Raw genomic sequence first — 25,766 nt, 5'->3', positions numbered from 1 at the left:
CGAACGAGGCAATGCCGGCCAGTGGCCGGCATTGCCACAGCCAGGTACGGCCTGGCCCTACCGATCGGGCTTTACCCTGGCAACCCGTATCCGGTACTGGTACACGTTGTCGCCTTCGATGCGCGTGGCCTCCGTGCCACGCACCTGGCCGACCTTCTGGTTCGAACCCGTGACCGGCTTCGCCTGCACCTCGGTTTCGTGTTCGAAGGAATGCGATTTGTCGGTGTTGCGGTAATAGCGGTACAGCGCCCAGTACAGCGCAGTTGCGCCGGCCGGACCTGCCGCCAACAGCCAGAGGCCGCTATCGTCGCTCATGAGGTCGCCATCAGGATGAGGATTGCCAGTGCTTCGATGACCGTGCCGGCCGTCAGCGCCGCCAGCAGCATCTTCCACTGCTGCACGGGCACGCTGCCCATGGTCTCGCCGGTGCGGCCGTTCACGGCGATGTAGTGCAGCATGCCGCCGTTCTTGCCGGGCTGGTGGTAGGAGTAGAGCCAGACCGGCAGGTACATCGACACCCAGCGGGTGCCATGCACTTCCAGCTGTTCCTGCTCCCAGCGCACGCCGCGGTTGTAACCGCGCACCGAGGACTCCACCTGCGATCGAGCAATCGACAGCAGCTGGTCCTCCAATCGTGGCCGCAGCGCCTCCACGTCCAGGTTGCGCTTCTCCGAGGTGAAGCCGGCCAGGTACGAGGCGTTCCACTTCACCGCGTTCTTGGTATCGAACGGCAGGATGGTGTTGATGATGTTGTTGGTGTTGGCGCGGATATCCAGATTGCCGCGTTCCGCGGACGATTCCAGCGGCAGATCATCGACCGTGAAGTCGACCTGGCGCTCGATCTGGTAGATGTCAGCGTCATACACGGTGCGCTTGTTCTTTTCGCTGCCCACCGTGTACTGGCGGGTCTGGATCTCGCCCTTGCCGGCCACGGCCGCGCTGACATTGCTGTCGACGATCATGTAGGGCAGGAACACACCCACCACGTTTTCCGGGGTGAACTGTTCCTTGAACGCCTTCAGCGCGAACAGCCGGCGCTTGTCGACGAACTGGCGGATGCGCGCGACCGCATCGTCCTTCTTGATATGGAAGGGCAGTACCGCATCAGGCACCGCGCCATTGCTGATCTGTTCGTTGACGCCGAACACATGGCGGCACCAGTGGCAGCGCGCCGTCATCGTGCTCTCGGTGTTGACCGTGACTTCGGCGCCACAGCCCGTGCACTTGAAGGTCATCAACGCCGAGGTGTCGGCATCGATGTCGCGTGCGCCGGAGGCGATGACGGTGCCGCGCAGCTGGTCGATGGCCTCGCCCAGCCCGAACTCCTCCTCGACCCGCGCACCATGCCATTCGTGACGGCAGTACAGGCAGACCAGGATGTCGGTACCGGCCTTGGGCCGGATGTCGGTGGCGCCGCACTTCGGGCAGCGGTTGAGGCCGTCCTTCAGCTCGCTGGCCGAAGTATCGATGGCGACCGGATCAGGCGCTTCCACTTCATCGCGGATGGCCTGCGGCAGCGTCGAGGTGTCCAGCGGGAAGCTGCCGGGCAGGGGAGGCACGTCCTGCGGCGAACCCGGCCCGTCCAACGACGCCGCCGGCAAGGGCGGTGGCGTCGCGGGCGCGGATCCGGGCAGCGGCGGTGGGCCGTTTCGGGGATCGGACATGTTGGTTGCGTGCCCTGCCGGTTACAGGCCCAGTGCCTTGGCTTTCAGAGCGTCGTAGTCGCTCTGGGTGATCAGGCCCAGGTCCAGCATTTCCTTGGCCTTCTTCAGCTTGGCGACCGGATCGTCGGCAGCCGGGGTGACCGGCTGCTGCATGCCGCCGACACCGAACATGCCCGAGGCCATGCCGACGCCGACCAGGCCTGCCGCGCCGCCGTTCTCACCGGCTGACTGGATGCCCTGGGCGACGCTGGCCTGCAGGTTGGAATTGCCGCGCGAACCGGACAGCGCATCGGCGCGCTGCACGGTCTTCAGCAGTTCGCGGGTATTGGCGTCGTACTCGATCGAGACGATGGCGGTCTTGACGATGGCCAGGCCGCGATCGGACTTCCACTGGTAACCCTGCTCGACGGCGGCCGACAGGCTCTGCGCGAAGCCCAGCGAGTCCTGCTGCAGCTTGGTGATGCGGTTGCCCTTGCTCGGATCGTTCGTGTACAGGCTGAAGGCGGGAGCCAGCGAACCGACCACTTCATTGAACAGCTGGCTGGCGGCGGCGTTGTCGAGGTCGGTGAAATCGAACACCTGGCCCGGCTGCAGGTAGCTGGCCGGCACGAAGTTCTTCACGAACAGGATCGGGTCGACGATCTTCAGCGTGTAGGAGCCGCGGGTGACCGCGCCGACCTGGGTATTGAGGAAGCCGTCGTCCCAGTAGATTTCCGACTGGGTGCCGAAGCGGTTGTCCGGCAGCTCCTTCAGCGAGACGAAGTACGCGGCCTGCTGCGAACCCGGCTGGCCGCCGAACTTGAAGCGCTCCCAGCTCTGCTTGATGAAGGTGCTGACCAGGCCGTCTCCGGCGAAGATCGACTGCGAGTTGAGATCGTCCGAACGCCACTCGTAGCCGCCCGGTTCGGCGACGAACGCGGTGATCGCGCCGTCCTGGAACAGCAGCAGGCCATAGCCCTCCGGCACGATGATCTTCGAGCCGTTGGTGATGATGTTGGACGAGCCGCTGGTGTTGGAACCGCGGCCGGCATTGGTGCCCTGCGGCACCGCCGCGAACAGGGCCGCCGTGGACGGCAGGCCCGTCGGCACGGTGTAGAAGTCCTTCCACTGGTCGGCCAGCACACCGCCTACCGCACCCTTCACCGCCTGTACCAGACCCATGTCCAACTCCCTGTGATTCGAGGGCAGGCACCGTGCCTGCCGAGCTTGGCTGAATATAGCAGCGGCCGGGGGCGGCTGTGGTGCCGGAACATGAATCCGTATCAAGCGCCGCTGTCAGCGCCCTGGACCTGCCGGATCGCCTGCACGACGGCTGCCATGTCCAGCCCACCCAGCCCCATCTGCTGAGTGCGGGCGAACAGCACGTCGCTTGCTTCGATCAAGGGCGCCTGTACGCCGGCGCTGCGGGCGGCTGCCGCCACCAGCTGGCTGTTCTTCAGCACGTCGGTAATGGAAGCCTGCACTGTAAAGTCGTCGCGGATCATCTTGTCCAGCTTGATCCGCGAAACCTCACTGGCCATCGGCCCGGCGTTGAGTACCTGGGCAAAGCGCTCCAGCGCGATGCCATGTGCCTCGGCGAAATGCACGGCTTCGGCCAGACCGGTGACCAGGGTGATCAGGAACAGGTTCACCGCAAGCTTCATCTGCAGGCCTGCCGGGACCTCGCCACAGGCGACAATCTGCCGCCCCAACGAGGCCAGCAAGGGCGCTGCCTCGGTCAGATCTGCTTCGTTGCCTGCCAGCATGACCACCAGCTGTGCCGCCTCGGCCTGCAGGCGTGACCCGGAGACCGGCGCTTCGACATAGCGCCCACCTGCGCGACGGACCTGATCGGCCAGCGCCCTTGAGTAGGCGGCGGAGCTTGTGCCCATGTTGATGAGCAGATGCCCTTGCACGCGCGCGTCGAAGTCATCGGAACCGCGCAGCAGCACGGCGTCGATGGCTTCATCGTTGGCCAGCATCATGATGATCGTGTGGCAGGCGTTGAATACCTCCTGCACGGATCCGGCGCGCTCTATGCCCGCCGAGCGCGCTGCCTCGTCGTTGTGGCTGGAGCGTGACCATGCCAGTACACGGTTCCCGGCGCGGGCCAGGTTGACGGCCATGGGCGTCCCCATCACGCCTAGACCGATGAATCCGATGGACATGGTGCGACCCACGCGACAGGAAGGAAGACCATCATGACCCAGAACCGCGCCGGATTGAGTGCATGGGGGGCGCGTGAAGCATGGCCATTGATACCGTTCAGTTCATTTCTAGAGCATGTAAGGGATCTTGAACGCCAACGTGAAGTCCGGTGCATCCGGGGTCAGCCCGATGCCGAGCAACGTCACCAACGTGGTGTGCTGGTTCAACGCATAGGTCACGCCCAGGTTCAGTGACGCCGCGTTGGCATCGCTGCCGATCACCTTCATCCACTTGCCGCCCTGGAAGCGGGTGGAGGCGCGGGCACTGATGCGGTCACTGAAGGACAGGCTGAGGCTGGTGCGTTCGTTGAAGGCGAATGCCACGCCCGCGCCGAAGTACACCGAACCACCCAGCTTCACGTCGCCCGGGTTGACCGTGTCCGGATTGCTGTCGATGTCACTGAAGCCTCGCGGGAACGAGTGCACGTAGCCCAGGTTGGCGAACAGGATGGCCGGGTCGGCGGTCTTCACCATCGACAGGCCGACGTTGGCCTGCCAGACACCATTGCCGGTGGGTTGCTCGCGCGGCACGGCGAAGCGGATGTAGTCGTCGTCATCGCGCTCGATCACCTTCCAGTCCAGGCCGTAGGGCGCACGCCCGGTGGGGGCGGTGACACCGGCGGTGAGCACGGTCTCCGGGCGCCAGCCGCGTTCGCCGAACAACCGGTAGTTCGCGCTCAGGCCGATATCACCCAGGCCGTTGCCGTTGGTCTCTTCCTGTGCAATGGCGGCGGCTGCTCCGCCGGCGCCGCCTTTCTGGTACACCGTGCGCCGTGCGAGGTAGGGCACGTCCAGGTTCAAAGTCAGGTTCGGGCTGACGCCCCAGCGAGCGGCCAGGTTGTAGGTGAGCGAATCGGATTCGACGTTCTCGATGGCGATGTTGCCGAGGAAGATCGCGTCCAGGGCCAGGAAGCCATTGAGGGTGAGCTGCTTGCGGTCGTAGCGGGCGTAGGTGAGGCTGTTCTCGATGGTGAAGCGGCGTGAGAACAGTGCAGACTGCTGCTGCTTCACGTCGTCCACGCTGCGCCGCGACTCCTGCCTGGCCTGCTGCGCCTCGGCGGCGGTGCTGGCGTATCCCTCGCTGCCCGGCGGAACGGCTGCACCACTCTGTAGAGTCGAGCCATGCTCGACTGCCGTGCCCGTGCCCGTGCCCGCTGCCGATCCTGGCCCGATGGCCGCCGTACGCCCACTCAAGCGCGCCTGCATGGCCTGCACCTGCATGTCCAGTTCGCGCAGGCGCCGCACTTCCTGTGCGTAGTTGGATTTCAGCTGCTCCAGCTGGTTGGCCAGTGCCTGCACGTCCGCGCCGTCGTCGGCCGTCGGCGCTGCAGCCAGGGCGGTGCCCGCCAGCGCCGCCAGCGCCAACGGGGTGATCCTCATCAGGGTGTGCATGTTCGTGTCCTGCGTTGTGGAGCGTCTCCCCCAATGCCGTGCCGTGCTACTGGCCCGGCCCCATGCCGCGGTTCAGCGCGATTGCCTGGGCCACGTTCTGGCTCAAGGGCAGGTTGCCGCCCACGGTGTCGCGTACCAGTTCCAGCCGCAGCTGGTTGCTGGCGATCTGGCCATCACCGGCGAGGGCGATGCCCTGGCCGACGCTGCCATTGCGGATCCATTGCTGTACCAGGCCCTGGCCATCCACCTGCAACTGCAGGCGCAACTGGTTGCCATCGAGTACAGCGGTGGCGGTGGCGCCGGACTGTTGCGTACTGACCGAACGCGCGTCGCCGCCTGGCAATGTGGGCACGCCGCCATCGCGTACGGTCAGCGTGGTGGCATTGCGTGCGCTGTTGCCATCGCCGGCCACCTGCACGCTCTGCACCAGCCCGCTGACGTTGGCCAGGCCACTGCTGTCGATGGTGCGGCCGTGTGTTCCGGGCAAGGGCGCGTCAGCGGCGGTGACGTGCACGCTGGGCTGGAAACTCAGCTTCGGCGAGCCGCCGCCGCGGAAGTCCATGCCCAGGGTCAGGGCACCCTGCAGGGTCGTGCCATTACCGGCCTGCCACTGCGAGACCATCGTTACCCCGAACCACGCCACGGTATTGCCGCCGACGGTGTAGCGGCCGCGCATCAGGTTCAGTTCGGGGTCCGGAATTTCCTTGAGGCCGTGGCCAGGCGCGCCCTCTGCCGCTTGCAGGGGCAGGGCAGGGATCGCCAGCAGCAGGACGATCGGCAGGGAGTGACGGAACATGGACGCACCTCCTTCAGAACAGGTCGGCATGGCTGAAGCCGAAGTCGACCAGCTCGGCATCGGTGATCGGCCCCTGCCGCGCGTAGAGCGCGCGGGCACTGGGCCGTTCGCTGGGTTGCAGCAGAACCGTGTTGCGATCGAAATCGCTGCCGATCACCACGAATACCGCTCGCGATGGCCATGCAGCGAGGAACTCGGGCAGCGCCAGGCTGCGGTTGCCAAGGATGGGATCAGCGACCTCGACCACACCGTCGCGAACCTGCTTGAGCACCACGAAATGACGGAAGCCGCGCACGTCCATCAGCACCAGCCCCGGCACGCGCAGGGTGCGCAGGCGAGCCTCGTCGATGCGGTAGCCGCGTCCGCGCATGCCCAGCGATTCCACGTAGCGCTTGATGTCGAGCAGCGAGAAGCCGCGCTCGGCGACCAGCGCCGGATCGGAGACCCCCATCATCCCCTCGATCACCGTCGCTTCATCGGTATCCAGGTGATAGGCATGGCGCAGGATCGTCGCCAGAGCGGCCGCGCCGCAGCTGTAGTCGGTGTGCTGGCGCACCACGTTGCGGTAGCGCCGCTCCTGCATGCTCTCCACCTTCTGCTGCAGCAGTGCCCCGTTGGGCAGCACGCCACTGAAGCGGACATCGCCCGCCCACGCCGATGCCGTACCCAGCAGCAACAGGCAGGGCAGCAGGCGCAGTGAGCGTCGGCAACGGATCATCACGTTCTCCGGCAGCAGGGGGGAGCCCCTGTCCCAAGGGGGAGGAGGAACAGGGGCTCCCGGGAACCCGGCCATTGGCGGACGGCCGGGGTGTTGCGCTTACTCGCCGCTGCCACCACCGCCGCCGGTGCTGGGCTGGGCGACGGCCAGGGCCAGGCTGTTGGCCTGCAGGTTGCCGGTGCCGGACGCCACGTTCACGCCGATGTTGCCGGAGGCGCCCGAGAAGGCACTGCCCGACAATGCCGAGGTGTTGGTGGCATCGACGTTCACCCAGCGCGTGGTGCTGACCGTGCCGCTGAGGCTGGCGTACAGGTCGGCCACGCCCAGTTCGACGAACTGGCTGGTGCCGCTTTCACGCGTATCGAAGCCCAGGCCACCGACCCCCGGACGATTCGGGTTCATCGTGGCGTTCTGGATTTCGTTGTCGAGATCGATGTGGCCGGTGCTGTTGCCACCCGGGTGCGGCAGCTCGCCATTCCAGGTATCCAGGTAGTAGTTGGCCATCTGGTAGGCGTTGCCGGTACCGCGGTAGGTGCCCGCGCCATAGGCCAGGGTCAGGCCGCTGACGCCGCCATGCATGCCGACCTGCACGGTATCGGTGTACGACTTCACGAAGCCGGCGTTGCTGACCGTGTTGCCGGTGGAGACCTGGTTGGAGCTGATGCTCGACTGCGCCACCGCCGTGGTCGCGACCGAGGCGGCGAGCGCGTTCTTCTGCTCGTTGTTGTTCCCCGAGGCGATGTTCACGCCGATGTTGCCCGATGCGCCGCCGAAGGCATTGCCACCGAGGCTGGCGGCATTGGTGACGCCCGAGTTCTGGGTGACGTTGCCGAAGCCAGCCTGGTTGACGAACACCTCGGCGTCAGCCATGCCGAAGCTGAAGGACGCGTCGGCCGCGGACAGCGACGCGGCATTGTCCTGGGCGTTGTTGTCGCCGGACACCACGTTGAAGCCGAGATTGCCAGAGGCACCGGCACCGACGCTGTCACCGATCGAAGCGCGGTTGGTGACCAGGCTGTTGCTGGTGGCGTTGTTGCTGATCGACTGGCGGTTGTCGATCACCGCGATGGCCGCGGAGTCGAGGTCGATGTCGCCGGTGATGTTCGGGTCACCGGAGAAATTGACGTCGGTGCTGAGGCGCAGGTCTTTCTCCAGGTTCACGTCGACGCCGTGGTTGTTCTTTTCCTTGCGCTCGTCGGCCTGGATGTTGCTGTGCTTCTGCACATTGACGTTGACGGTGCGGTTGCGTACGTCGTTGTCGGTATGGTTGTGGGTGTCGTTGCGGGTTTCGCTGACGGTGTGGTTGTGGTTGATGTTCGCGTTGGCGTTCTGGTTGTCCCAGCCATTGGCCGCAGCGGCGGTCGAGGCAGTGGCAATCGCCATGGCGAGCATGGTCCGTTTGACGGTCGCTTTCATGGTGCCCTCTCTCTCATCGGGTGGTGCATCGGTGGGTGGTTGTCACGGACGGTCCTGCACGACCAGGCCCAGCACATTGGCCGTGTCGTTGCCGCTGCCCGCGATCTGATTGAGTTGCAGGACCCCGTCGAATCCCCGCAGTGCGGTGCTGGCTACACCGGCGCTGCGGGTGCCCGTCGCGACGCCGTGACCGGCGTCGTCCCGCCCCCCTGCCAACGCGGAACCTTCTGCGGCCAGGGCCGTGTCGTCGGTTTCGCGTATGCCCTGTCGGGCCAGCGTCGCGCTGACGACGTTGAGCGTCGTGTTGGCGATGCCGCTGGCCTGGTTGATTGAAGCGATGCCGCTGGCACCGGCCAGCGCGTTGCCGCCGATCTGCGCGGAGGCAGCCAACGGTGCCGACAGCGCCCGGTTGCCCCGCTGCAGTTGTTGCGTGCTGATCGCCACCTCGGCGCGTTCGCCCCGGGCGATGCCACGCAGATTGGCCTGGAGGTTCAGGTCGCCGGCCGCCTGGTTCACGGCGATGGCCCCGCTCGAGCCGGCCAGGGCGCGGCCGTCGATGCGGGTCACGTCCAGGTACGCGAGCATGCCACTGTAGTCGTCGGCCATCGCCAGCAGGGGCGTGGCACCGAGCCCCAGCAGCAGCCAGCACAGGCGCTTCATTTGCCACCTGCCGGGGCCGTGCCCTGCAGCGGGAACTGACCCACCGCGCCACGCACCGTATCGGCAATGCCGCGGGTACTGTTGCCGACGGCGCCCAGCGGTCCACTCATGGCGCCGCCGAGGCTGCTGCCGACCATGCCGTCGCTGCTGCGTCCCAGGGTGCTGCCCAGGGCCTGCTGGGTGACCCGTTCGACCGTGGTGCCGCCAGGTGCGGCCATGGGCCTGGCCTGGCCCGCGCCCATTCCGGCGTAGTCCTCGTCGCTGAGTTCGTCCATCCCGATGGCAGGGCCACCCGTTCCCAGTGCAGCGGCGATTTCGCGCTGCGGCTTCGGATCGGCGATCAGCGCCATGCCCGGCGGTGCCATGCGATAGGCCGGCCGCGCGGAGACATCTCGCAACAGGACGATTTCGCCCGGCTGCGGCTTCACGCCCTGGCGTGCGCCGGAGGCGGAGGCGCTCGTGACGATTGCCAGCAGGGTGAATCCCAGCGGCGCAGCCAAGCCACGAATCAGGGTGGTGCCGTCCATGCCGATCTCCCGCGATGGGTGCGGCGGATCCACGCATCAACCGTGCCAACGTCGAAAGTCCTGCGCGCCAAGCGGGGAGACAAACGACGGCGCGATGGGGTGGCCCCGGTGTGTTACAGCAGCGTCGCAGAAATGTTGGGATTCCGCAGCGCCAAGCGCTGCGGGGCAAGGCGGCGGGATGACTGTCGCATTCCTGTTACAGCGACCGGCGCAGAGTGCAACGGTGCAGCTTCAGGTGCGTATTTCTTGACGCGCTGCTCATTGCAACGCCGTTTAGCGGGGCGCTAGCATCCGCCCAACAAAGGCCGCCGTGGTGGCCGTAGGGGTCCCGGCGGAGGGCGGCACGCCGGCGATTGGCTGACAGTCCGCCGACGGTGTCCGGATGCTGGGGGAAGCATGGCAGCGGTCCCGGAAGTTTCTGCATCGCGTTGCGTGCTCTGGTTTGGCCAGCCGCTGGCGAGCGAGCGCAGCGCGATGGCGGCTGCAGGCTGGTACGTGCGCAGCATCCACCCTGATCCTGCGATGGCGATCGGCTTGCGCGGGCGTGACCGACTGCTTGCGGTGCTGGATCTGCGCCATCTGGATGCCACCGACCTGCACTTGCTTGAGCCGTGGATCGAGCAGCATCTGCATCTACCGTGGCTGGCGGTTCTGCCACCGGGTGCCGGCGTGACACCACCGGCGTGGTTGCCCCTGCTGCAGCGCTGCCTTGCACGGTTCACCCTGCCGTTCGGGCTGCAGGACCTGGTCTGCGCGATACGCCAGCAGTTCGATGCGGATGATCCCTCGATCGATGAGGCCTGTGGCGGGCAAGGGCCGCGTGCGCTGATTGGCGAGAGTCCTGCGCTGCATGCGGTGCGCGCAGTGCTGCACAAGTTCGCCCCGGTGGAACTGCCGGTGCTGGTCACTGGCGAGACCGGTACTGGCAAGGAGTTGGCGGCGCATGCGCTGCACGCGCTGTCGGGTCGCGCGGGCAAGCCGTTCATCGCGGTCAACTGCGGGGCCATTCCGGCCAGCCTGGTGCAGTCGGAGCTGTTCGGCCACGAACGCGGTTCGTTCACCGGCGCCGACAAGCGCCAGATCGGCGTGTTCGAGTCCGCACACGGCGGCACGGTGTTCCTGGATGAAGTCGGCGACCTGCCCGCCGAGGCGCAGACCAGTCTGCTGCGCGTACTGCAGGAGGGCACTTTCGAGCGCGTCGGCAGCAGCCAGTCGTTGCGCGCGGATGTGCGGGTGCTGGCCGCCACCCACGTGGAACTGGAACAGGCGGTGGCACAGGGGCGGTTCCGCAGCGATCTGTACTACCGTCTGAACGTGCTGCGCCTGCTGATGCCACCACTGCGCGAACGCGGTGCTGATGTGCAGCTGCTGGGCGAACACTTCCTGCGCTGCTTCCGGCTGCGCCACAGCGTGCGCGCGCGTGGCTTCTCGCCATTGGCGCTGCAGGCGATGCGGCGTTTCGGTTGGCCCGGCAATGTTCGCGAGCTGCTCAACCGGGTACAACGGGCGGCGATCATGGCCGAAGGCGAGCTGATCAGCGAGCGTGACCTGGAACTGGGGGAGCCGGCACAGGCGCTGCCCAGCGCCATGCTGCACGATGCCCGCGGCCAGGCCGAGCGCGATGTACTGCTGCAGACCCTGCGCCAGACCGGCTACAACGTCTCCGAGTGTGCGCGGCAGATGCAGATCTCGCGCGTGACGGTGTACCGGCTGTGCCGCAAGCACCGGCTGGAGCTGCCGGCGCAGCGTTGAGCCGGGTTGACGCGGCGGGGCGCTCCGCCCACCCTTCGGTCAACGCCCCCGTGTGGCCACGCGAGCCAGATGAACCAGAGCCCCGAACTGCTGCGACGCTTGCTGCGTGCCAAGGACCGGATGGACCGCGCCAGCCACGAGGAGTGGCCGGTCGCGCGCCTGGCCGAGGTCAGTGCGGTGTCGCCGGCGCATTTCGCGCGTTCGTTCAAGCAGGCGTTCGGGCTGCCGCCGCACCGCTACCTGCTCAGCCGTCGCATCGAGCGTGCCGTGGCGCTGCTGCGTGATACCGACCTCGCGGTCACCGAGATCGCGGCGCAGACCGGCTGGGCCAGCCTCGGCACCTTCGGCCGTATCTTCCGAGACATCACCGGCGACAGCCCCGGCAACGTGCGCGAGCGGGAACGGGCAGCGCAGGGGCCACAGCACGAAGTGCCCGAGTGCCATGCGCGTGCCGCCCAGCGGCCCGACCTCAACATCGCAGTTTTGGAGAAGCGCCGCCGCCAGGCCGTTGCTAACGTGGGCCCCACCTGAGGGAGGTCCCATGACGAACACTGTGAACACGGTCGGCCTGTACGTACGCGACCAGGATGAAGCGCTTGCGTTCTACGTCGACACGCTCGGCTTCGAAGTACACACCGACGTACGCAATGGCAGCTATCGCTGGCTGACCGTGCGCTGCCCCGGCCAGGATGGCTTCCAGCTGGGCCTGTTCGTGCCGGGGCCACCGACCCATGATGCTGCCACGGCGCAGGCGCTGCAGCAGCTGGTGGCCAAGGGGGCGATGCCACCGCTGGTGCTGGCCGTGGATGACTGCCAGGCGCGCTACTCGCAATGGTTGGCACAGGGCGTGGAGTTCACCCAGGAGCCGATCGAGCGCTTCGGCGCCATTGATGCCGGATTCCGTGACCCCTCGGGCAACGGCTGGAAGATGATCGAAGCCCGCTCCGATGCGAGGCGCCGTCAATGAGCCGCGGCCGTTGGGCGCGGCCGCTGCACCGCTGGACCTCGATCGTGTTCACCCTGGCGGTGATCGCCAACTTCATCGCCCGTGGGATGGGGCAGGGCGAGCCTGCCGCGTGGCTCACCTATTCGCCGTTGCCACCCCTGTTCCTGCAGCTGTTCACCGGCCTGTATCTGTTTGCATTGCATTACGCGGGCAAGCGCCGCAGCGCCTCGCTGGGCGCTGCGGGATGATGCCGCGTCAGGCCACGGCGTCGATGGCGTGGGCGGCAAGCAGGGCGGGCAGGTCTTCCATGCGCTGGAAGATGACCTTGGCACCGGCAGCGCGCAGGGCTTCGGGCGTGCTGTGGTGCGGACCGCCCTCACTGAAGCCGAATACGGTGGCTCCGGCTGCCACGCCAGCCGTTGCACCGGTCACGGTATCCTCGATCACCGCGCAGCGCTTCGGGTCCACGCCCAGCGCTGCGGCAGCGGCCAGATAGACATCTGGATGCGGCTTGGTGTGCGGCATGTCCTGGCCACTGAACACATGGGCACCGAAGGCATCAAGGATGCCGACCTTGCCCAGCTGCAGCTTCACCTTGTGCAGGTCGGCGCCGGACGCACAGGCGATCCGGCCGCCGGTGGCGGCGCCGATCGCGCGCACGGCCTCAGGCGCGCCCTGGATCGCAACCAGGTCGCGCTCCAGCGCCCGGTTGCGCTGCTGGCGGAATTCTTCCAGCCATTCCTCGGTGAACGGCTTGCCGGTTCGCTCTTCGATCAGCCCCGCCAGATGGGCTACGGACTGGCCAAGGAACACCTCGCCGGCCTGCGCCGGGGTCAGCGGCCAACCACGTTCGGTCAGCATTTCCGAGAGCACGCGGGCCACCAGTGGCTCGGAATCAACGAGTACGCCATCGCAGTCGAACAGCACGGCATCGAAGGGAAAACGGGACATCTACAACTCCTGGGGCATGCGATATGGGCGGGCGCCTGCCATTTTCCCATAGCCACGCAGGCAGGGCACGCTGCCGGACGGAGCGCTAGACTGTCCACGGTTGCGTACCGATACCGTTGCACAGGAGCGAGCCTTGAACCGGCTGCGATTGTTCTTCAGCGCCTATCCCGTCGTATTCGCAATGGCTGCGAAGCTGTCCGTGCTGAGCCTGTTCCTGCCGGGCTTCATTGAAGGCATGGCCGTGGCGCGCGGGCATGGCATGCAGATCGGGGCCAGTGGCTTCGCCGATGCCCTGGTTTCGTTGGCGTTCCGGCTGTGTTGTTTCGCCGCGGCGGCCGTGCTGGCTTCCACCGTTCTGTTCGGGCGAGGAGGCGCACTGTGGATCCGGCATCCGCTCGCGTCAGGCGTGTCCTTCTACCTGATGTTGATCGTGCTGGATCATCTGTCGGTGTGGATGTACCTGCAGATGGGCCCACCGGACGCACATTCCCTGGTCTGGGTGGTGGCCGCTTCACTGCTGCACACGCTGTTGCTGACAGCGGTCGCACTGCTGCCTGCACTCCTGTTGCAACGCGGTCGCGCAATCCGGGGGCCGCACACCGGCGTGGTCAGCGCCAGTCAGGTGGGCGCCGGCATGCTGCTGCTCGGTGGCGTGTGCCTGCCAGCAATTCTCGTGCAGCTTCGCCTGATGGCACTGGAGTCCGGTTCCCCGACGGTGGGGGATGGCCTTTGGCTGGAGCTGCAGATCGTTCTGCTGCTCACGCTGGTGCTGGCGGCACTGGCTTCAACCGCAGGCGTTGTGGCAGGAATTCCGCCTTCTGCTACTCCGGCAATGGGGCGCCTGCTGGCCACTGCAGCGCTGCTGACTGGAACGGCCTCGCTGATCGTGATACTCGTGTCTGGCGTCCTGCTGATGATCGCGCAGGTGCCTGGGCCGTTCGGACTGCTGCTGTTGGCACTGGCGATGCTGGCCGCCAGCGCTGCCCAGTACCGGCTTGCCAGAACGCTGGCGTCGCTACGGCTCGCAACGCCAGCACATTGAGTCGGGCGTCCTGCCGGATCAGCTCAGATCACAGCCCGCGGGCTGCGGCCAGGTCGTGGCCGGCAGCATGGCCTTCAGCGAGGCCGGCGCGTTGATGGCCACATAGCTGGCGCCCAGCAGCTCTTCCAGGTCGGCGATGGTCACCAGGTAGTTGTCCAGGCTGCCCAGGTTCGCTTCGTTCGGGATGATCCAGCTGATCGCCTTGGCGGTGCCGGTGTTCGGGTCGCGGGTGATGATCGTCTTCCAGAAGAACTCCGGCGTGGGAATGCCGTGGCTGGCCAGGAAGTAGTCATTGGAGGTATCGCCATAGACCACGCCGCCATAGACATCCACCGGCGCGATGTCGCGGTAGCACTCGGCCACGTTCTCGGCCTTCACCCAGATGCCCTGGTTGAAGCTGGATACCTGCGGAACGATGTTGGTCATGTAGTTGGCGCGACGGATGTAGGTCGCGTTGTAGTCCATGTGGTTGGAGGTCACCAGATGACCGCGGTCATAGCCGGATTTGATGCTGGCATACGAGGCCGTGCTGGTCTGGCCCAGGCAGCCGGCGGGCAGGTCCGGGTCCTTGTAGAAGCTGGAAGGGCGCGCTTCCGAGCCGGTGTCTGCGGTGAGCGTGTATTCGTAGCGGGTGGCGCTGTGGATGCTGCAGTCGTAGGTGAGCACGAAGCCGCCCTTGTTGAGGGTGACGACCTGGGCCTGGGCTGCGCCGGCGACGGCGCTGAGGACGAACGCGAAGAAGAAGCTTGCGAGGCGCATTGCGGTTCTCCAGCAGAAGTTCAGGGCGCAGCCGTCCGCCAAGACCGGGCCGGGGCGAAGTCATGGGAGGACGTTGCGGAGACGGGTGCTGCGGATTGCGGTGGGACGTGACCGCGATGACAGGGCCGTGGAGGCCGTGCGGTGTCGTAAGCGTCACAAGCTGTCGTCTTTCGGTCAACGACGAAAAGACCAAGCTGTGACAGCGCGCAAGCACTGGAGATGTGTCAGATGGAGCAGGGCGTGGCTGAAACGCAGGCGTGCTAGAGCATCGCGATGCCTGCAGGTGTTGTCAGGGGTTCGCCTTCAACACGTAGTCGCCATTGCGTGTTCCCGGCACCAGCGACCACTCCGGCTTCAGGTTCAGCGACCATCCCGGCCCCTGCAGCGGCGGCTCAGTACTTGCGGGCGCCTGCACGAACACCGCCTTCCAGTCGCTCTGCATCAACGCACCGTCGGTGACATCCAGGCTGCCCCAGACGTCGGTCAGTCGCATCGTTGGATACACCGTGCCACGGCCAGGCAACGGCTGCATCGTGTTGGGGTTGAACTGGATGCGCATGCTGCGCAGGTCCAGGCGCACCACCGGGCCTGTCACGAAGCGCGCGCGATTGTGTTCCAGCTGCGCCAGACGCTGCTGTTCGCGCAGCGTTTCAGCTTCGCGCAGTACTGGCCCGTCGTATCGCGCGGCAGCTGCCCGCAGTGCGGCCACGTCGGTCGGTGGAGGGGCACCGGTCGCTTCGGCCAGACGCGTGCCGAGGTCCCGGGCGTGGTGGGCGAGATCGCTGCGCCAACCGGGGGCCGCCTGGTCCAGCAGCAGGCCATAGGCCGGGCCGGTGGCGTAGGCGAAAGAGCGGACGAAGCTGCGATCAGCAACGTGCGCCCGAAGGTCATGCAGCGCCGCCTGGACGCGTGTCGCGGGCGACGGGTTGCCGACGACCACGCCGGTGTATTCAGCCAGGCCCTCGTTCAATTCCAGCGCCGCTTCCTCCTGCGCGGCCGCAGGGAACTGGCGGTGGCGTTCGGCGCGGAATGCAAGCGCATCCATCATCGCAGTGTGCTGCGCCACTGCATCGGTGGCCGCAAGCGCATCCGCCAGTGCGCGCCATTCCAGCTGCAGCCAGTAGCGTCCTTCAAGCGTGTCGAGGTGTTCGTTTCCGCCCTCGGTTGGCGCGATGATGGGCAACGCCGGTTGCAGGCGATGGAACATTTCGTGAGCCAGCAGGGTGCTGCGCCGGGACGCGTCCTGCGGCAATGGCCAGAGCAGCTGCGTCCAGCGTGTGCCGGACCAGTCCACGGCGGTATTGGCGACGATCGCATCGGCCGGAAGCTGGCCTGCGAACACGTTGCCGCGTGCCTTCAGCGCACCCTGTGCGTCTGCGTGCGAGGCGATGACCTGCCGGCTCCCTGGATCAACCAGCATCATCGGCCCGCACAGGGATTGGCCCCACAACTGTCCGCCATCGGCCTGGCACAGTGCACGCGCTTCCCTGAAGATTCGACTCGCGTCCGCATCGGCGATCGGTGATTCGACGGACCATGCCGGTCCTGCCGCACAGGCAGCGCAGGCGATCAGTACGAAGCGGAGAGTGTCCATGGCATCCGTGCATTGATGGGCACAGACAGTCATAGTACTGGATACTCCTGCCCTTCAATGATGGACAACGAACGCGGTGCCGCTTCGGCTGCCCAGGCCATGGCTACGCCCTGCAGGAAGGCATCCATACTTTCGCGTACTGATCCCTGCCTTGCAGTTGTCACGAAAAACTGTGCGCCACGTCAAATTTTGAGGTAGTGTCGATTCTGCTGCCGGGGCGCAGCGGGGTGCAAGGCGTCGGGGACTACGCGCCGCACCCGCAATTGAAGCACCAGACATCACAGCGCCGGCGCTGACGCCGGCGTGCATCTCGGGCTTTCAATGAAAAGGGGTATTCGATGCGCAATGCATGGATCAAACGAGGCAAATGGGTTGCACTGACCCTGGTGGCGGGGGCCGCATTGGCCGCCGCAGCCGTGGGCATACGCAGTACCGGCGCCCAGTCGAAGACGGGCAATCCCTCCGTGGATGCACGCGCCGGCAATCCGGCCGGGCCTGCAGCGACGGGTCCGGGAAGCGGCTTCGCCGAACTTTCCAACCGTTACATCGTGGTCTATCGCGAGGAGCCGCTGGCCACCTACAAGGGGGATATCCAGGGCCTCGCGGCACCGGAACGCATGCGTCCGTCCGCCAGCGCCGCGCGCGCGGCCGCGGCCACGGGCAATGCGCCAACACCACGCATTGCGGTGCGGGGGGCACGTTCACAGGACTATGTGCGCTTCCTCGCGGATCGCCAGGTACAGCACGAGGCCCGCATCAATGCCACGCTGGGCCGCAGCGTGAAGGTCGAGCGGCGCATGCAGCATGCGATCAACGCATCGGTGCTGCAGATGAATCCGCAGGAAGCGGAGCGCGTACGCGCACTTCCCGATGTGGAGCTGGTCGAGGAATACCGGGAGTACGAGCAGGATACCGATGTCGGACCTGGGCTGATCGGCGCACCCGCGCTGTGGAACGGCACCCCCACGCCGTTCCGTGGCGAAGGTGTGGTGATCGGTGTCATCGATTCGGGCATCAACTTCGGCAGCCCGGCCTTCACCGCCCGTGCGGAGGATGGCTACGAGCACATCAATCCGTTGGGTGCGGGCAACTATCTTGGCACCTGCGCACCGGGTGGCATCGACGAAGGCCGCTGCAACAACAAGCTGATCGGCGGCTACGATTTTGTCTGCGGTGCGCCGGGCAACCAGTGTGGCGTTGCGGATGTACGCGAAGAGCCCGGCTTTGGTGACACCAACGGCCACGGCAGCCATACCGCTTCCACTGCAGCGGGCAACCCGCACACCGCGTCCTACCGGGGCAACCAGATCCACATTTCCGGCGTTGCGCCGAGCGCCAACATCATCGCCTACGACGCCTGCTACACCGAAGTGTCCACCGGGCGCGGCTTCTGCCCGAACACCTCGACGCTGGCAGCGGTCAACCAGGCCCTCGCCGATGGCGTTGTCGACGTCATCAACTACTCCATTGCCGGCGGTACCGCGCCGTGGGGAGAAGCTGTCTCGCTGGCCTTCCTCAATGCGTCCGATGCCGGCATCTACGTGGCGACATCCGCCGGCAACTCCGGCCCGGGCCCGAACACGATGGGTCATCTGGAGCCCTGGACCGGCAGCACTGCGGCGGCCACGCATGGCCGCGGCGACATCGTGTTGTTCGCTGCGGTCAGCGGCCCCGGCAGCGTGCCGCCGGCGCTCACCGCCATCCTGCTGACCGAAGGTTCGGGCGGCGTGCCGTTCGCAACGCCGATTCCGGCGACCACGCCGTTGCGCGTCAGTGCAGGCATCGACAGCGCGAACGACGGGTGCGCGCCGTTCGCGGCCAACACCTTCCAGGGCGCCATTGCGGTGATCCGTCGTGGCTCGTGCAACTTCAGCGACAAGGTCAACAACGCCGCCGCTGCGGGTGCGATCGCCGTGCTGATCGGCAACAACCAGCCGGCACCCATCCTGCCCAACGTGGCGGGGGCCACCATTCCCGCCTTCGCCATCGATCAGTCGGACGCCAATGCACTGCGGACCTTCGCCGCCAGCGCTGGCAACAACGCAACCGCTGGCATCGCCTATCCGGCCAGCAAGATCAGCAACACGCCCGACGTGCTGGGTGACTTCAGTTCGCGTGGCCCGGCCGGGATCTTCGATCTGGTCAAGCCGGACGTCACGGCCCCGGGCGTGCGCGTGTTGGCGGTAATCGCAGGCAACGAGGTGACCGGCTCGGAGAACGCCGTTGGCCTGATGGACGGCACCTCGATGGCATCGCCGCATCACGCGGGCGCCGCCGCACTGTTGCGCCAGGCGCGTCCGGACTGGACGGTGCAGGAGACACGCTCGGCATTGATGATGACCGCGCGCCAGGAAGTGCTGAAAGAAGACGGCGTCACTCCGGCCGATCCATTCGCGATGGGCGCGGGCCGCATCCAGGTGGACCAGGCGCTGCGTGCAGGCCTGGTGCTGAACGAGACCAAGACCAACTTCCTGGGCGCCAATCCGGCCAATGGCGGTGAAGTGTCGTCGCTCAACATCGCAAGCCTGGGCAAGCGCAGTTGCCCCGACAGCTGCAGCTTCACCCGCGTGTTCCGCAACGTGCTGCCGACCCGGCAGACCTGGACGGCGAAGGTGCAGGGCCTGACTGCGGTTGTCTCGCCATCGGTGTTCACTCTGGCGCCGGGCGAGAGCAAGTCGGTGCGGATCATCGTCACCACCGGTTCGGTACCGAACGATGGCAGTTGGCGCTTTGCCAGGCTGACCCTGGCGCCGCAGGGGGGGGATACCAGCCAGCCACTGCTGCGCCTGCCGATCGCTGTGTCGGTGCCGCCGCCGCAGATTGCCGCCACGCCGCCGTCGAACACGCTGACCCTGCCGACCGGTGGCAGCGGAGCGGTGAACCTGCAGATCGCCAATACCGGTGGCTCACCGCTGGAGTGGCAGATCGACAATTCCGGAGTAGGTACCCGCACGCTGGTCGCACAGGCGGCAAACAACGCCAACGGGCGTCGCTCGACACGCTTCACCGATGCCGTGTCTGTGGGTGCACGTGCACAGCTCGCTGCAGATGACTTCACCCTGGGCGAGGCCACCGGCATCACCCGTATCGTCGCTGACGGCTTCGTCAACGGTGGCACGCTGGCGACATCGACCAACATCAACTGGTCGATCTTCCGTGATGTCGGCGGCAATCCGGAGGGCAATCCGGAATCGAGCCCGCAGGTGGCACTGTGGACCTATACCTCCACCGTCAGCGGCCCAGGCGTAAGAACGTCAGCCACGCTGGCCACCATCAACCTGGACATGGCCGCGGCGGGCCAGAACGTCAACCTGCCCGCAGGCCGCTACTGGCTGGTGGTCTCGGTGCGTGCGCCTCTGGCCACCAGCTGGTTCTGGTTCAACGCCACCAGCGGCGACAGCGTGTACCGCAGCGCGATCATCAACCCGGATGGCAGTGGCGCCTGGTCCGCCACCACCGGCGCCCCAGGGCTGGCCTATGGGTTGGGCGGAAGCAACGCCTGCGGTGCCGGCTGGATCGGCACACCGACCCGCGCCCTGGGCCGCATCTCCGCAGGCGGCAGCCAGAGCACGCAGGTGCAGATCAATGCCGGGGGCCTCGCGCCGGGCAGCTATTCGGGCTTCGTCTGTGTCGGCAGCAACGACCCGAGCACGCCGAAGACGGCTGTCCGTGTCGCCTTGACCGTAACGCCGTAAGGCGCCTGCAGCATCCAGGCCGCCCTGTGCCGGGGCGGCCTGTTTCCCAACGTTCCCGGCGCCTGCCGGGAACCCTTCCTGATGGACCTCGGGGGTACCGTGAAGACGATGCACAAGCACATCCTTGCCGTGGCACTGGCCATGGCAACCGCACCGGCGTGGGCCGGTGATACCTGCCAGCTGGACGATGGCTTCGGCGGCGTGTCCAACGGCGGCGCCAGCGCCGGTGGTGCCGCCTCGCTGGCCTGTGGCAGTGGCGCCGATGCCAGCGGCGATCTGTCGGCGGCCGTCGGCACCGGCGCCAGTGCCAGCGGCACCGGCAGCACGGCGATCGGTGCAGCCAGCAGCGCCTCTGGCGACCAGAGCGCCGCCGTGGGCGTGGGCGCCTCGGCATCCGGCGCCAACAGCGCGGCGATCGGCGACAGCGCCACTGCCAGTGGTGACTTCAGCAGTGCCAGTGGCTCCGGCAGCTCCGCGACGGGCTCGTTCTCCACCGCCTCCGGTGCTGGCAGCAACGCCACGGGCGAAAACAGCACCGCGCTGGGCAGCCTGTCCGAAGCCAGTGGCAACAACAGCAGCGCCGTGGGCAATGGTGCCATCGCCTCTGCGAACGACAGCGTCGCACTGGGCAATGGCTCCGTCGCCGACCGGGCCAATTCGGTATCGGTGGGCAGCGCCGGCAACGAACGCCAGTTGACCAACGTGGCCGCCGCCACGCAGGGCACCGATGCGGTGAACCTCAATCAGATGAACACCGCCAATGCCAACACGCTGTCCTCGGCCAACAGCTATGCCGATGCGCGGGCCACGGCGACCATCAACTCCGTCAACGCCTACACCGACGCGAGCAGCGCCGCGGCAGTGACGACCTCGAAGGCCTACACCGATGCCAGCAGCGCAACCACGCTCTCTTCGGCCAACTCCTATACCGATACCAAGTCCGCGCAGGCGGTGACGACGGCCAATGCCTACACCGACCAGCGCCTGGCGCAGTTCGCGCTGGACAACAACGGGTTGAAACAGGAGATGGAGCGCCGCCTGCGCCACCAGGACCAGCGGATCGATCGCATGGGGGCGATGAGTTCGGCGATGTTGAACATGGCCATCAACGCTGCCGGCTCACAGAGCCCGCGTGGTCGTATTGCCGTGGGTGCCGGCTTCCAGGGGGGCGAGCAGGCGCTGTCGATCGGCTACGGCAGGCGCATCGGCGAACGCGCCTCCTTCTCACTGGGTGGCGCCTTCAGCAATGGCGAGAAGTCTGCAGGCATGGGCTTCGGCGTGGACCTGTGACGCGATGATGGGGCAGGGGGCGGCCTCCGCCCCCTGTTCAGCCAACAACCGCTGCGAACATGCAGCAAACGTCATGCTGCGTCGCAAGGTGCCACCCACCATTCGCACTGGTACGGTCCAACCCGTTGCACCACCACCGACGGGGAGAGACGACGATGCGCAAGGTATTGCTGCTGTTGATCCTGCTGACCGGCCTGGCGCCGACCGCCTGGGCCGCCACGGTCAAGACCACCCACCGCACCATTCCCAGCTGGGATGGAACGCCTCTCGGGGCCTTCGTCATCGAACCGCAGGACGCGGGCAGCGGGCGCTATCCGCTGCTGGTGATGCCCAGCAGCTGGGCGGTGCCCAGCGTGGAATACGTGGGAGTGGCGCAGTCGCTGGCGCGGCGCGGCTATGTGGTGATCAGCTACAGCTCGCGTGGCTTCTGGGAATCCGGCGGCAGCATCGACATCGCCGGCCCAGCCACGGTCGAAGATGTCAGCGCCCTGATCGATTGGGCGCTGGACAACACCCGCGCCGACCCGGCCCGGATCGGCGTTTCGGGCATCTCCTACGGTGCGGGCACCAGCCTGCTGGCGGCGGCACGCGATCCGCGCATCAAGGCCGTGGCAGCGCTCAGTGGCTGGGCCGATCTGCAGGCGTCGCTCTACAGCAACGACACCCCCAGCGCACAGGGCATCGCCCTGCTGGTGGCGGCCGGACTGGTGACCGGACGCGCCGGCTCGGAGCTGGCCACGATCAACCGCAATGTGCTGGTCGGCAACTACCAGGGCGCCGTGGAGTCGCTGCTGCCGGTGGCGGCGCAACGCAGTCCTGCGGCCAGCATCGACGAGATCAACGCCAACCAGCCGGCGGTGTTCCTGGCCAACGCCTTCAACGACAGCCTGTTCCCGCCGGGCCAGCTGGTTGACTTCTTCAACCGGCTGAAGGGGCCGAAGCAGCTGCAGCTGCGCCATGGCGACCACGCGCTCAACGAAGCGTTCGGTGCACTGGGCATCCCCAATGAAGTCTATGACCAGGTGGGCGACTGGTTCGATCATTATCTGAAGGCGGTGGCCAACGGCATCGACCGCCAGCCGGCGGTGCAGCTGAAGTCACAGAAGGGCAGCTGGAGCCGCTATCCGGATTGGCAGGCGACCAGCAAGAGCGCCATCAGCTACGGACTGACCGCACCCTCTGGCCTGCTGCTGCCGACCGGTGGCCTGGTCGAGAATGGCAGCAATACTGGCTGGAACTACCGCATCGGCAGCGGGCTGCTGACCGCAGCCAATTCCGGCGTGGCGATGGCCTCCGGCGCGCTGCAGATGATCAATCTGCCGCCGGGTGCCTACGTGCCGTTTGTTGGCCGCAGTGCTGCCGGCGTCTGGCAGGGGCCGATCCAGTGGAGCGCCAAACGGCTGGACGGTACGCCGGAAGTGCGCCTGACGGTCACGCCCAGCCGCGCCAATACCACGCTGTATGCCTACCTGTACGCCGAGGATGTGCTGGGCAACGGCCAGTTGATCAGCCACAAGCCGTACACGCTGCGCGGTGCCACGCCGGGCCAGCCGAAGACGCTCGACCTGCGGCTGGAAGCGAGCAGCTGGAACCTACCGGCCGGCAGCCGCCTGACCCTGGTGGTTGATACCGTGGACCTGCGCTATGCAGGCATCAGCCAGCTGGGTGGGGCGGTGACCTTCAGTTCGCCGGCCAGCGCGCCGTCGGTATTGAAGGTGCCGCTGCATTGATGTGGTGCCGTGCCCGTTGCGGCGGGCACGGTACGCCAGTGCGGAAAGCTGCGAGACTGCAGGTCGATCCGGTAGAGGGATGAATCCATGGCCATTGCATGGCTGCTGCTGGGTGCAGTGCTGGCTGCACCTGCCACACAGGACGCGCCGATCGACTGGCCGAGTACGCTGCAGAAGGATCTGGAGGCTGCCGATGCGGCGATGCGCGGCAGCCATCCAGGGGCCGTTGATCGGCAGAACCCCGGATTCGGCGCCCAGCTGGACGCTGCCCTGGCACTGGCACGCTCCCGCGCTGGAAAGGCGGAGAGTTTCGCGGGTTACTGGTGGGCCATGAAGGGCTATGCGGCCTCCTTCAACGATGGCCACGTCAGTCTCAACACGCTTGCCGCTGCCCCCGGGCTGCCGACGCGCTGGCCCGGCTTCCTGACCGGCTTCGATGGCGACACGCAGGTGGTCATGACCGTGGACGGCGGCCCCGCTCATCCGCCACTGGGGGCGCGATTGCTGTCGTGTGATGGCATCGATGCAGAAACGCTGGCTGCGCGCCGGATCGGAGACTTCAGCGGGCGCTGGAACCTGCAGGCCAGCCGCCTCCATGGCGGTGGCGAGGTGTTGCTGGAGCAGGGCAATCCTTACGTGCCAGTACTGCACACCTGCGTTTTCCAGGTGGATGGTCGCGAGAAATCCTATGCACTGCGCTGGCAACCGCTGGAGGCGGGGCAGCGCAAGAAGCGGTTGGCTGACACCCGGCGCAGCGTCCGTCCGGCCAACGGCTGGCACGCGATGCCCGATGGCGGTTACTGGATCACCACCAGCAGCTTCAATGCCGACCCGACCGAGCAGAACTTCAGGGAACTGACCGCGCTGCTTGAGCAGCTTGCTCCGAAAGCCGAAGCGCTGCAGCAGGCACCATGGGTTGTGCTGGACGTTCGAGGCAACAGTGGCGGTGCGTCGCAATGGAGCATCGAACTGGCGCGATTGATCTGGGGCCGTGCCGCGGTGGACGCGCTGCCCGACCACAGTTGGGTGGAGTGGCGGACTTCCCAGGCCAACATCGCCCAGCTTCGCGGCTTCCTGCAGAAGCTGGAACAGGCGCCCGACGCATCACCGGCGCTGCGTCGCATGCTGGAATCCGTGACGGCGGGAATGGCCCAGGCAAGGGGGCGGGGCGAGGCATTGTGGCGCGAGCCACACGCGGCCAACGCAGGCGCAGCACCCACCGCAGGCCCGGTCGCACCTGTGCGCAAGGGCAGGGTCGTGGTCGTGGCGGATGCTGCCTGTGGCTCGGCCTGCCTGGATGCGCTGGACCTGTGGAAACGGCTCGGCGCGGTGCAGGTCGGCGTCGAGACTTCGGCCGACAGTCTTTACATGGACGTGCGGCCGGAACGGCTGCCGAGCGGGCTGGCCAGGATCTCGGTGCCGATGAAGGTCTTCAGGGGGCGAGTGCGGGGTTCGAATGAACCGCATGTGCCGCATCATCGCTACGAGGGCGACATGCGCGATACGCAGGCCCTGGAAGCGTGGCTGTTGACCTTGTGAGTGCGCGCAGGGCGCCGTACAGGGATGAATTCCGAAGGAGAGGATCGCATGGCTAGCCCGTCCCCCAATCCCGCCAGGCCGCCGTTGCAGTTCGGAGCCTTCCGTCGCTGGATGCTGACAGTCGCTGCATTGCTCGGCGTGGCGCTGCTGATGTACCTGGTCGGCGCACTTGTACCGCTGGCCAGGCCGAGCGGCATGTACGCCGGGATGGGGGTGATGATGCTGCTGCCGATCCTGTTGCTGTGCGCGGCATTGGCAGCAGTGCTGGGTGCCACGTTGGTTGCGGCGGTTGCATGGTGGGTGGGTGTAAGACGGATCGGCCTTGGGCTGGTGCTGTTGCTTGCCGCAGGTGTCAGCGCGGTCAGCTTCTTCGCGGGCTGCGATTCGGCGTGGTTCGATCCCTCGGCGATGTCGCGCCAGGAGCTGGCCGCCATGAACGCGAAGCTGGAAGCGATGAGCGCACACCGGGCGCGCCTGCAACCGGCCATCGCGCAGGGCGATCTCCCCGCTCTGCAGGCGGCACTGGACGCCAACGACCCGACGCTGGCGCCGGCCCAGCTGCTCTGCCTGGTGCGGACCGACGTGATCGAGGGGCATGGCCACGAGGGCCTGCCGACGGTATCCGAAGAGCGATACCGGTTCCTGCAGGGCGTCGCAGAGGCCGCCTGGAACAAGGCGACCCGTGAGGACGGGCGGCGTGCGATCGGCCTGCTGGCCATTGATTCGGCGCTGCGCCATGGCACTGCCCGGGATGTGGAGCGGTGGCTTGAGCGGGGTGTCGACCCGAGGGACGTCGACTGGGCAAGGGATGTGTCCGCACAGACCGAACCTGCCGGCCTGTGCAGCACGTACGAACGTTGGCCGCTGAGCACCGTGGATCACAGCGAACTCGATCCAGACCGCAAGCGTGACCTGCTTTTCAGATTCGGCGTCAAGGCGCTTCCCGCGTGGTAGCGCCGGACCGGCAGCCATTGATGCAGGCAGTGCGGATGCAGGTGGTGCAGTCCATGCAATCAGCACCCTGGCCATCGGCGCGCTGGATCATGCGCGGAGCCTGATGGATATGAGCAATGGGCATGACTGCGCCGATGCCAGGCCTGCCCGCAATG

23 protein-coding genes are annotated in these 25,766 nt (G+C 66.7%); 10 read left to right on the top strand and 13 right to left on the bottom strand.

All coding sequences use genetic code 11. The features are described 5' to 3' along the window. Positions 1 to 57 precede the first annotated feature (57 nt). From D5301_RS08970 to D5301_RS08925, 10 genes are all read right to left on the bottom strand, one after another. Entirely contained in the window at positions 58 to 315 is a 258-nt protein-coding gene (locus D5301_RS08970) for a hypothetical protein (protein WP_049422212.1), read from the bottom strand. Then, entirely contained in the window at positions 312 to 1,664 is a 1,353-nt protein-coding gene (locus D5301_RS08965) for a TFIIB-type zinc ribbon-containing protein (RefSeq protein WP_153855411.1), read from the bottom strand. The genes D5301_RS08970 and D5301_RS08965 overlap by 4 nt, the downstream gene beginning before the upstream one ends. A gap of 21 nt (positions 1,665 to 1,685) precedes the next feature. Continuing rightward, positions 1,686 to 2,825 (bottom strand): SPFH domain-containing protein, encoded by a 1,140-nt coding sequence (locus D5301_RS08960; protein WP_153855410.1) that lies wholly within the window; start codon positions 2,823 to 2,825, stop codon positions 1,686 to 1,688. 101 nt (positions 2,826 to 2,926) lie between these two features. Next, positions 2,927 to 3,811, bottom strand: coding sequence for an NAD(P)-dependent oxidoreductase (locus D5301_RS08955; protein WP_153855409.1), 885 nt, complete (start codon positions 3,809 to 3,811; stop codon positions 2,927 to 2,929). Between the two features lie 108 nt (positions 3,812 to 3,919). Continuing rightward, positions 3,920 to 5,242 (bottom strand): transporter, encoded by a 1,323-nt coding sequence (locus D5301_RS08950; RefSeq protein ID WP_153855408.1) that lies wholly within the window; start codon positions 5,240 to 5,242, stop codon positions 3,920 to 3,922. A gap of 46 nt (positions 5,243 to 5,288) precedes the next feature. Next, complete coding sequence (locus tag D5301_RS08945; protein ID WP_110712432.1) at positions 5,289 to 6,038, bottom strand: hypothetical protein; 750 nt, start codon at positions 6,036 to 6,038, stop codon at positions 5,289 to 5,291. A gap of 13 nt (positions 6,039 to 6,051) precedes the next feature. Then, a complete protein-coding gene (locus D5301_RS08940; RefSeq protein WP_110712431.1) occupies positions 6,052 to 6,756 on the bottom strand; it encodes a C39 family peptidase in 705 nt (234 codons plus the stop codon). Positions 6,757 to 6,855: 99 nt separating this feature from the next. Next, positions 6,856 to 8,172 (bottom strand): adhesin, encoded by a 1,317-nt coding sequence (locus D5301_RS08935; RefSeq protein ID WP_153855407.1) that lies wholly within the window; start codon positions 8,170 to 8,172, stop codon positions 6,856 to 6,858. A gap of 42 nt (positions 8,173 to 8,214) precedes the next feature. Further along, positions 8,215 to 8,832: a hypothetical protein gene (locus tag D5301_RS08930; protein ID WP_153855406.1), complete on the bottom strand. Its 618-nt coding sequence runs from the start codon at positions 8,830 to 8,832 to the stop codon at positions 8,215 to 8,217. Further along, a complete protein-coding gene (locus D5301_RS08925) occupies positions 8,829 to 9,359 on the bottom strand; it encodes a hypothetical protein (RefSeq protein ID WP_153855405.1) in 531 nt (176 codons plus the stop codon). The genes D5301_RS08930 and D5301_RS08925 overlap by 4 nt, the downstream gene beginning before the upstream one ends. Before the next feature lie 396 nt (positions 9,360 to 9,755). Between D5301_RS08925 and D5301_RS08920 the strand changes: the two genes are divergently transcribed. The 4 genes from D5301_RS08920 (at position 9,756) to D5301_RS08905 (ending at position 12,305) form a co-directional block, all read left to right on the top strand. Beyond that, positions 9,756 to 11,111 carry a sigma-54 dependent transcriptional regulator gene (locus D5301_RS08920; protein WP_153855404.1) on the top strand — a complete coding sequence of 452 codons (1,356 nt, stop codon included), beginning with the start codon at positions 9,756 to 9,758 and terminating at the stop codon, positions 11,109 to 11,111. Between the two features lie 69 nt (positions 11,112 to 11,180). Then, positions 11,181 to 11,642, top strand: a complete 462-nt coding sequence (locus D5301_RS08915; protein WP_153855403.1) for a helix-turn-helix transcriptional regulator — start codon at positions 11,181 to 11,183, stop codon at positions 11,640 to 11,642. A gap of 10 nt (positions 11,643 to 11,652) precedes the next feature. Then, positions 11,653 to 12,078, top strand: a complete 426-nt coding sequence (locus tag D5301_RS08910) for a VOC family protein (protein ID WP_110712426.1) — start codon at positions 11,653 to 11,655, stop codon at positions 12,076 to 12,078. After that, positions 12,075 to 12,305 carry a hypothetical protein gene (locus tag D5301_RS08905; protein ID WP_153855402.1) on the top strand — a complete coding sequence of 77 codons (231 nt, stop codon included), beginning with the start codon at positions 12,075 to 12,077 and terminating at the stop codon, positions 12,303 to 12,305. Before D5301_RS08910 ends, D5301_RS08905 begins: the two co-directional genes overlap by 4 nt. A gap of 7 nt (positions 12,306 to 12,312) precedes the next feature. Here D5301_RS08905 and D5301_RS08900 read toward each other — a convergent pair whose 3' ends face one another. Next, positions 12,313 to 13,008 carry an HAD family phosphatase gene (locus D5301_RS08900; protein ID WP_153855401.1) on the bottom strand — a complete coding sequence of 232 codons (696 nt, stop codon included), beginning with the start codon at positions 13,006 to 13,008 and terminating at the stop codon, positions 12,313 to 12,315. A 133-nt stretch (positions 13,009 to 13,141) separates the two neighbouring features. On the opposite strand from D5301_RS08900, the gene D5301_RS08895 reads away from it, so the two are divergent. Then, positions 13,142 to 14,050: a hypothetical protein gene (locus D5301_RS08895; protein WP_153855400.1), complete on the top strand. Its 909-nt coding sequence runs from the start codon at positions 13,142 to 13,144 to the stop codon at positions 14,048 to 14,050. Between the two features lie 18 nt (positions 14,051 to 14,068). Here D5301_RS08895 and D5301_RS08890 read toward each other — a convergent pair whose 3' ends face one another. Then, complete coding sequence (locus D5301_RS08890; protein ID WP_153855399.1) at positions 14,069 to 14,809, bottom strand: DNA/RNA non-specific endonuclease; 741 nt, start codon at positions 14,807 to 14,809, stop codon at positions 14,069 to 14,071. 289 nt (positions 14,810 to 15,098) lie between these two features. Continuing rightward, positions 15,099 to 16,403 carry a hypothetical protein gene (locus D5301_RS08885; protein ID WP_153855398.1) on the bottom strand — a complete coding sequence of 435 codons (1,305 nt, stop codon included), beginning with the start codon at positions 16,401 to 16,403 and terminating at the stop codon, positions 15,099 to 15,101. A gap of 338 nt (positions 16,404 to 16,741) precedes the next feature. Here D5301_RS08885 and D5301_RS08880 point away from each other — a divergent pair, with 338 nt between their 5' ends. The 5 genes from D5301_RS08880 to D5301_RS08860 all read left to right on the top strand — a co-directional run bounded on the left by D5301_RS08880 (position 16,742) and on the right by D5301_RS08860 (position 25,611). Beyond that, positions 16,742 to 20,098 carry a S8 family serine peptidase gene (locus D5301_RS08880; RefSeq protein WP_153855397.1) on the top strand — a complete coding sequence of 1,119 codons (3,357 nt, stop codon included), beginning with the start codon at positions 16,742 to 16,744 and terminating at the stop codon, positions 20,096 to 20,098. 108 nt (positions 20,099 to 20,206) lie between these two features. Continuing rightward, the gene (locus tag D5301_RS08875) at positions 20,207 to 21,388 is read left to right on the top strand and encodes a YadA-like family protein (RefSeq protein WP_228756383.1); all 1,182 of its coding nucleotides are present in this window, start codon (positions 20,207 to 20,209) and stop codon (positions 21,386 to 21,388) included. 155 nt (positions 21,389 to 21,543) lie between these two features. Then, entirely contained in the window at positions 21,544 to 23,118 is a 1,575-nt protein-coding gene (locus D5301_RS08870) for an alpha/beta fold hydrolase (protein ID WP_153855395.1), read from the top strand. An 87-nt stretch (positions 23,119 to 23,205) separates the two neighbouring features. Next, positions 23,206 to 24,657 carry a hypothetical protein gene (locus D5301_RS08865; RefSeq protein ID WP_153855394.1) on the top strand — a complete coding sequence of 484 codons (1,452 nt, stop codon included), beginning with the start codon at positions 23,206 to 23,208 and terminating at the stop codon, positions 24,655 to 24,657. Between the two features lie 48 nt (positions 24,658 to 24,705). Continuing rightward, positions 24,706 to 25,611: a hypothetical protein gene (locus D5301_RS08860; protein ID WP_153855393.1), complete on the top strand. Its 906-nt coding sequence runs from the start codon at positions 24,706 to 24,708 to the stop codon at positions 25,609 to 25,611. The last annotated feature ends 155 nt before the right edge of the window (positions 25,612 to 25,766 follow it).

Source organism: Stenotrophomonas sp. MH181796, from assembly GCF_009659995.1.
Lineage (GTDB): Bacteria > Pseudomonadota > Gammaproteobacteria > Xanthomonadales > Xanthomonadaceae > Stenotrophomonas > Stenotrophomonas riyadhensis.
Note: the sequence above shows the minus strand (reverse complement) of the source record. Positions and strands in the feature narration are given on the sequence as shown.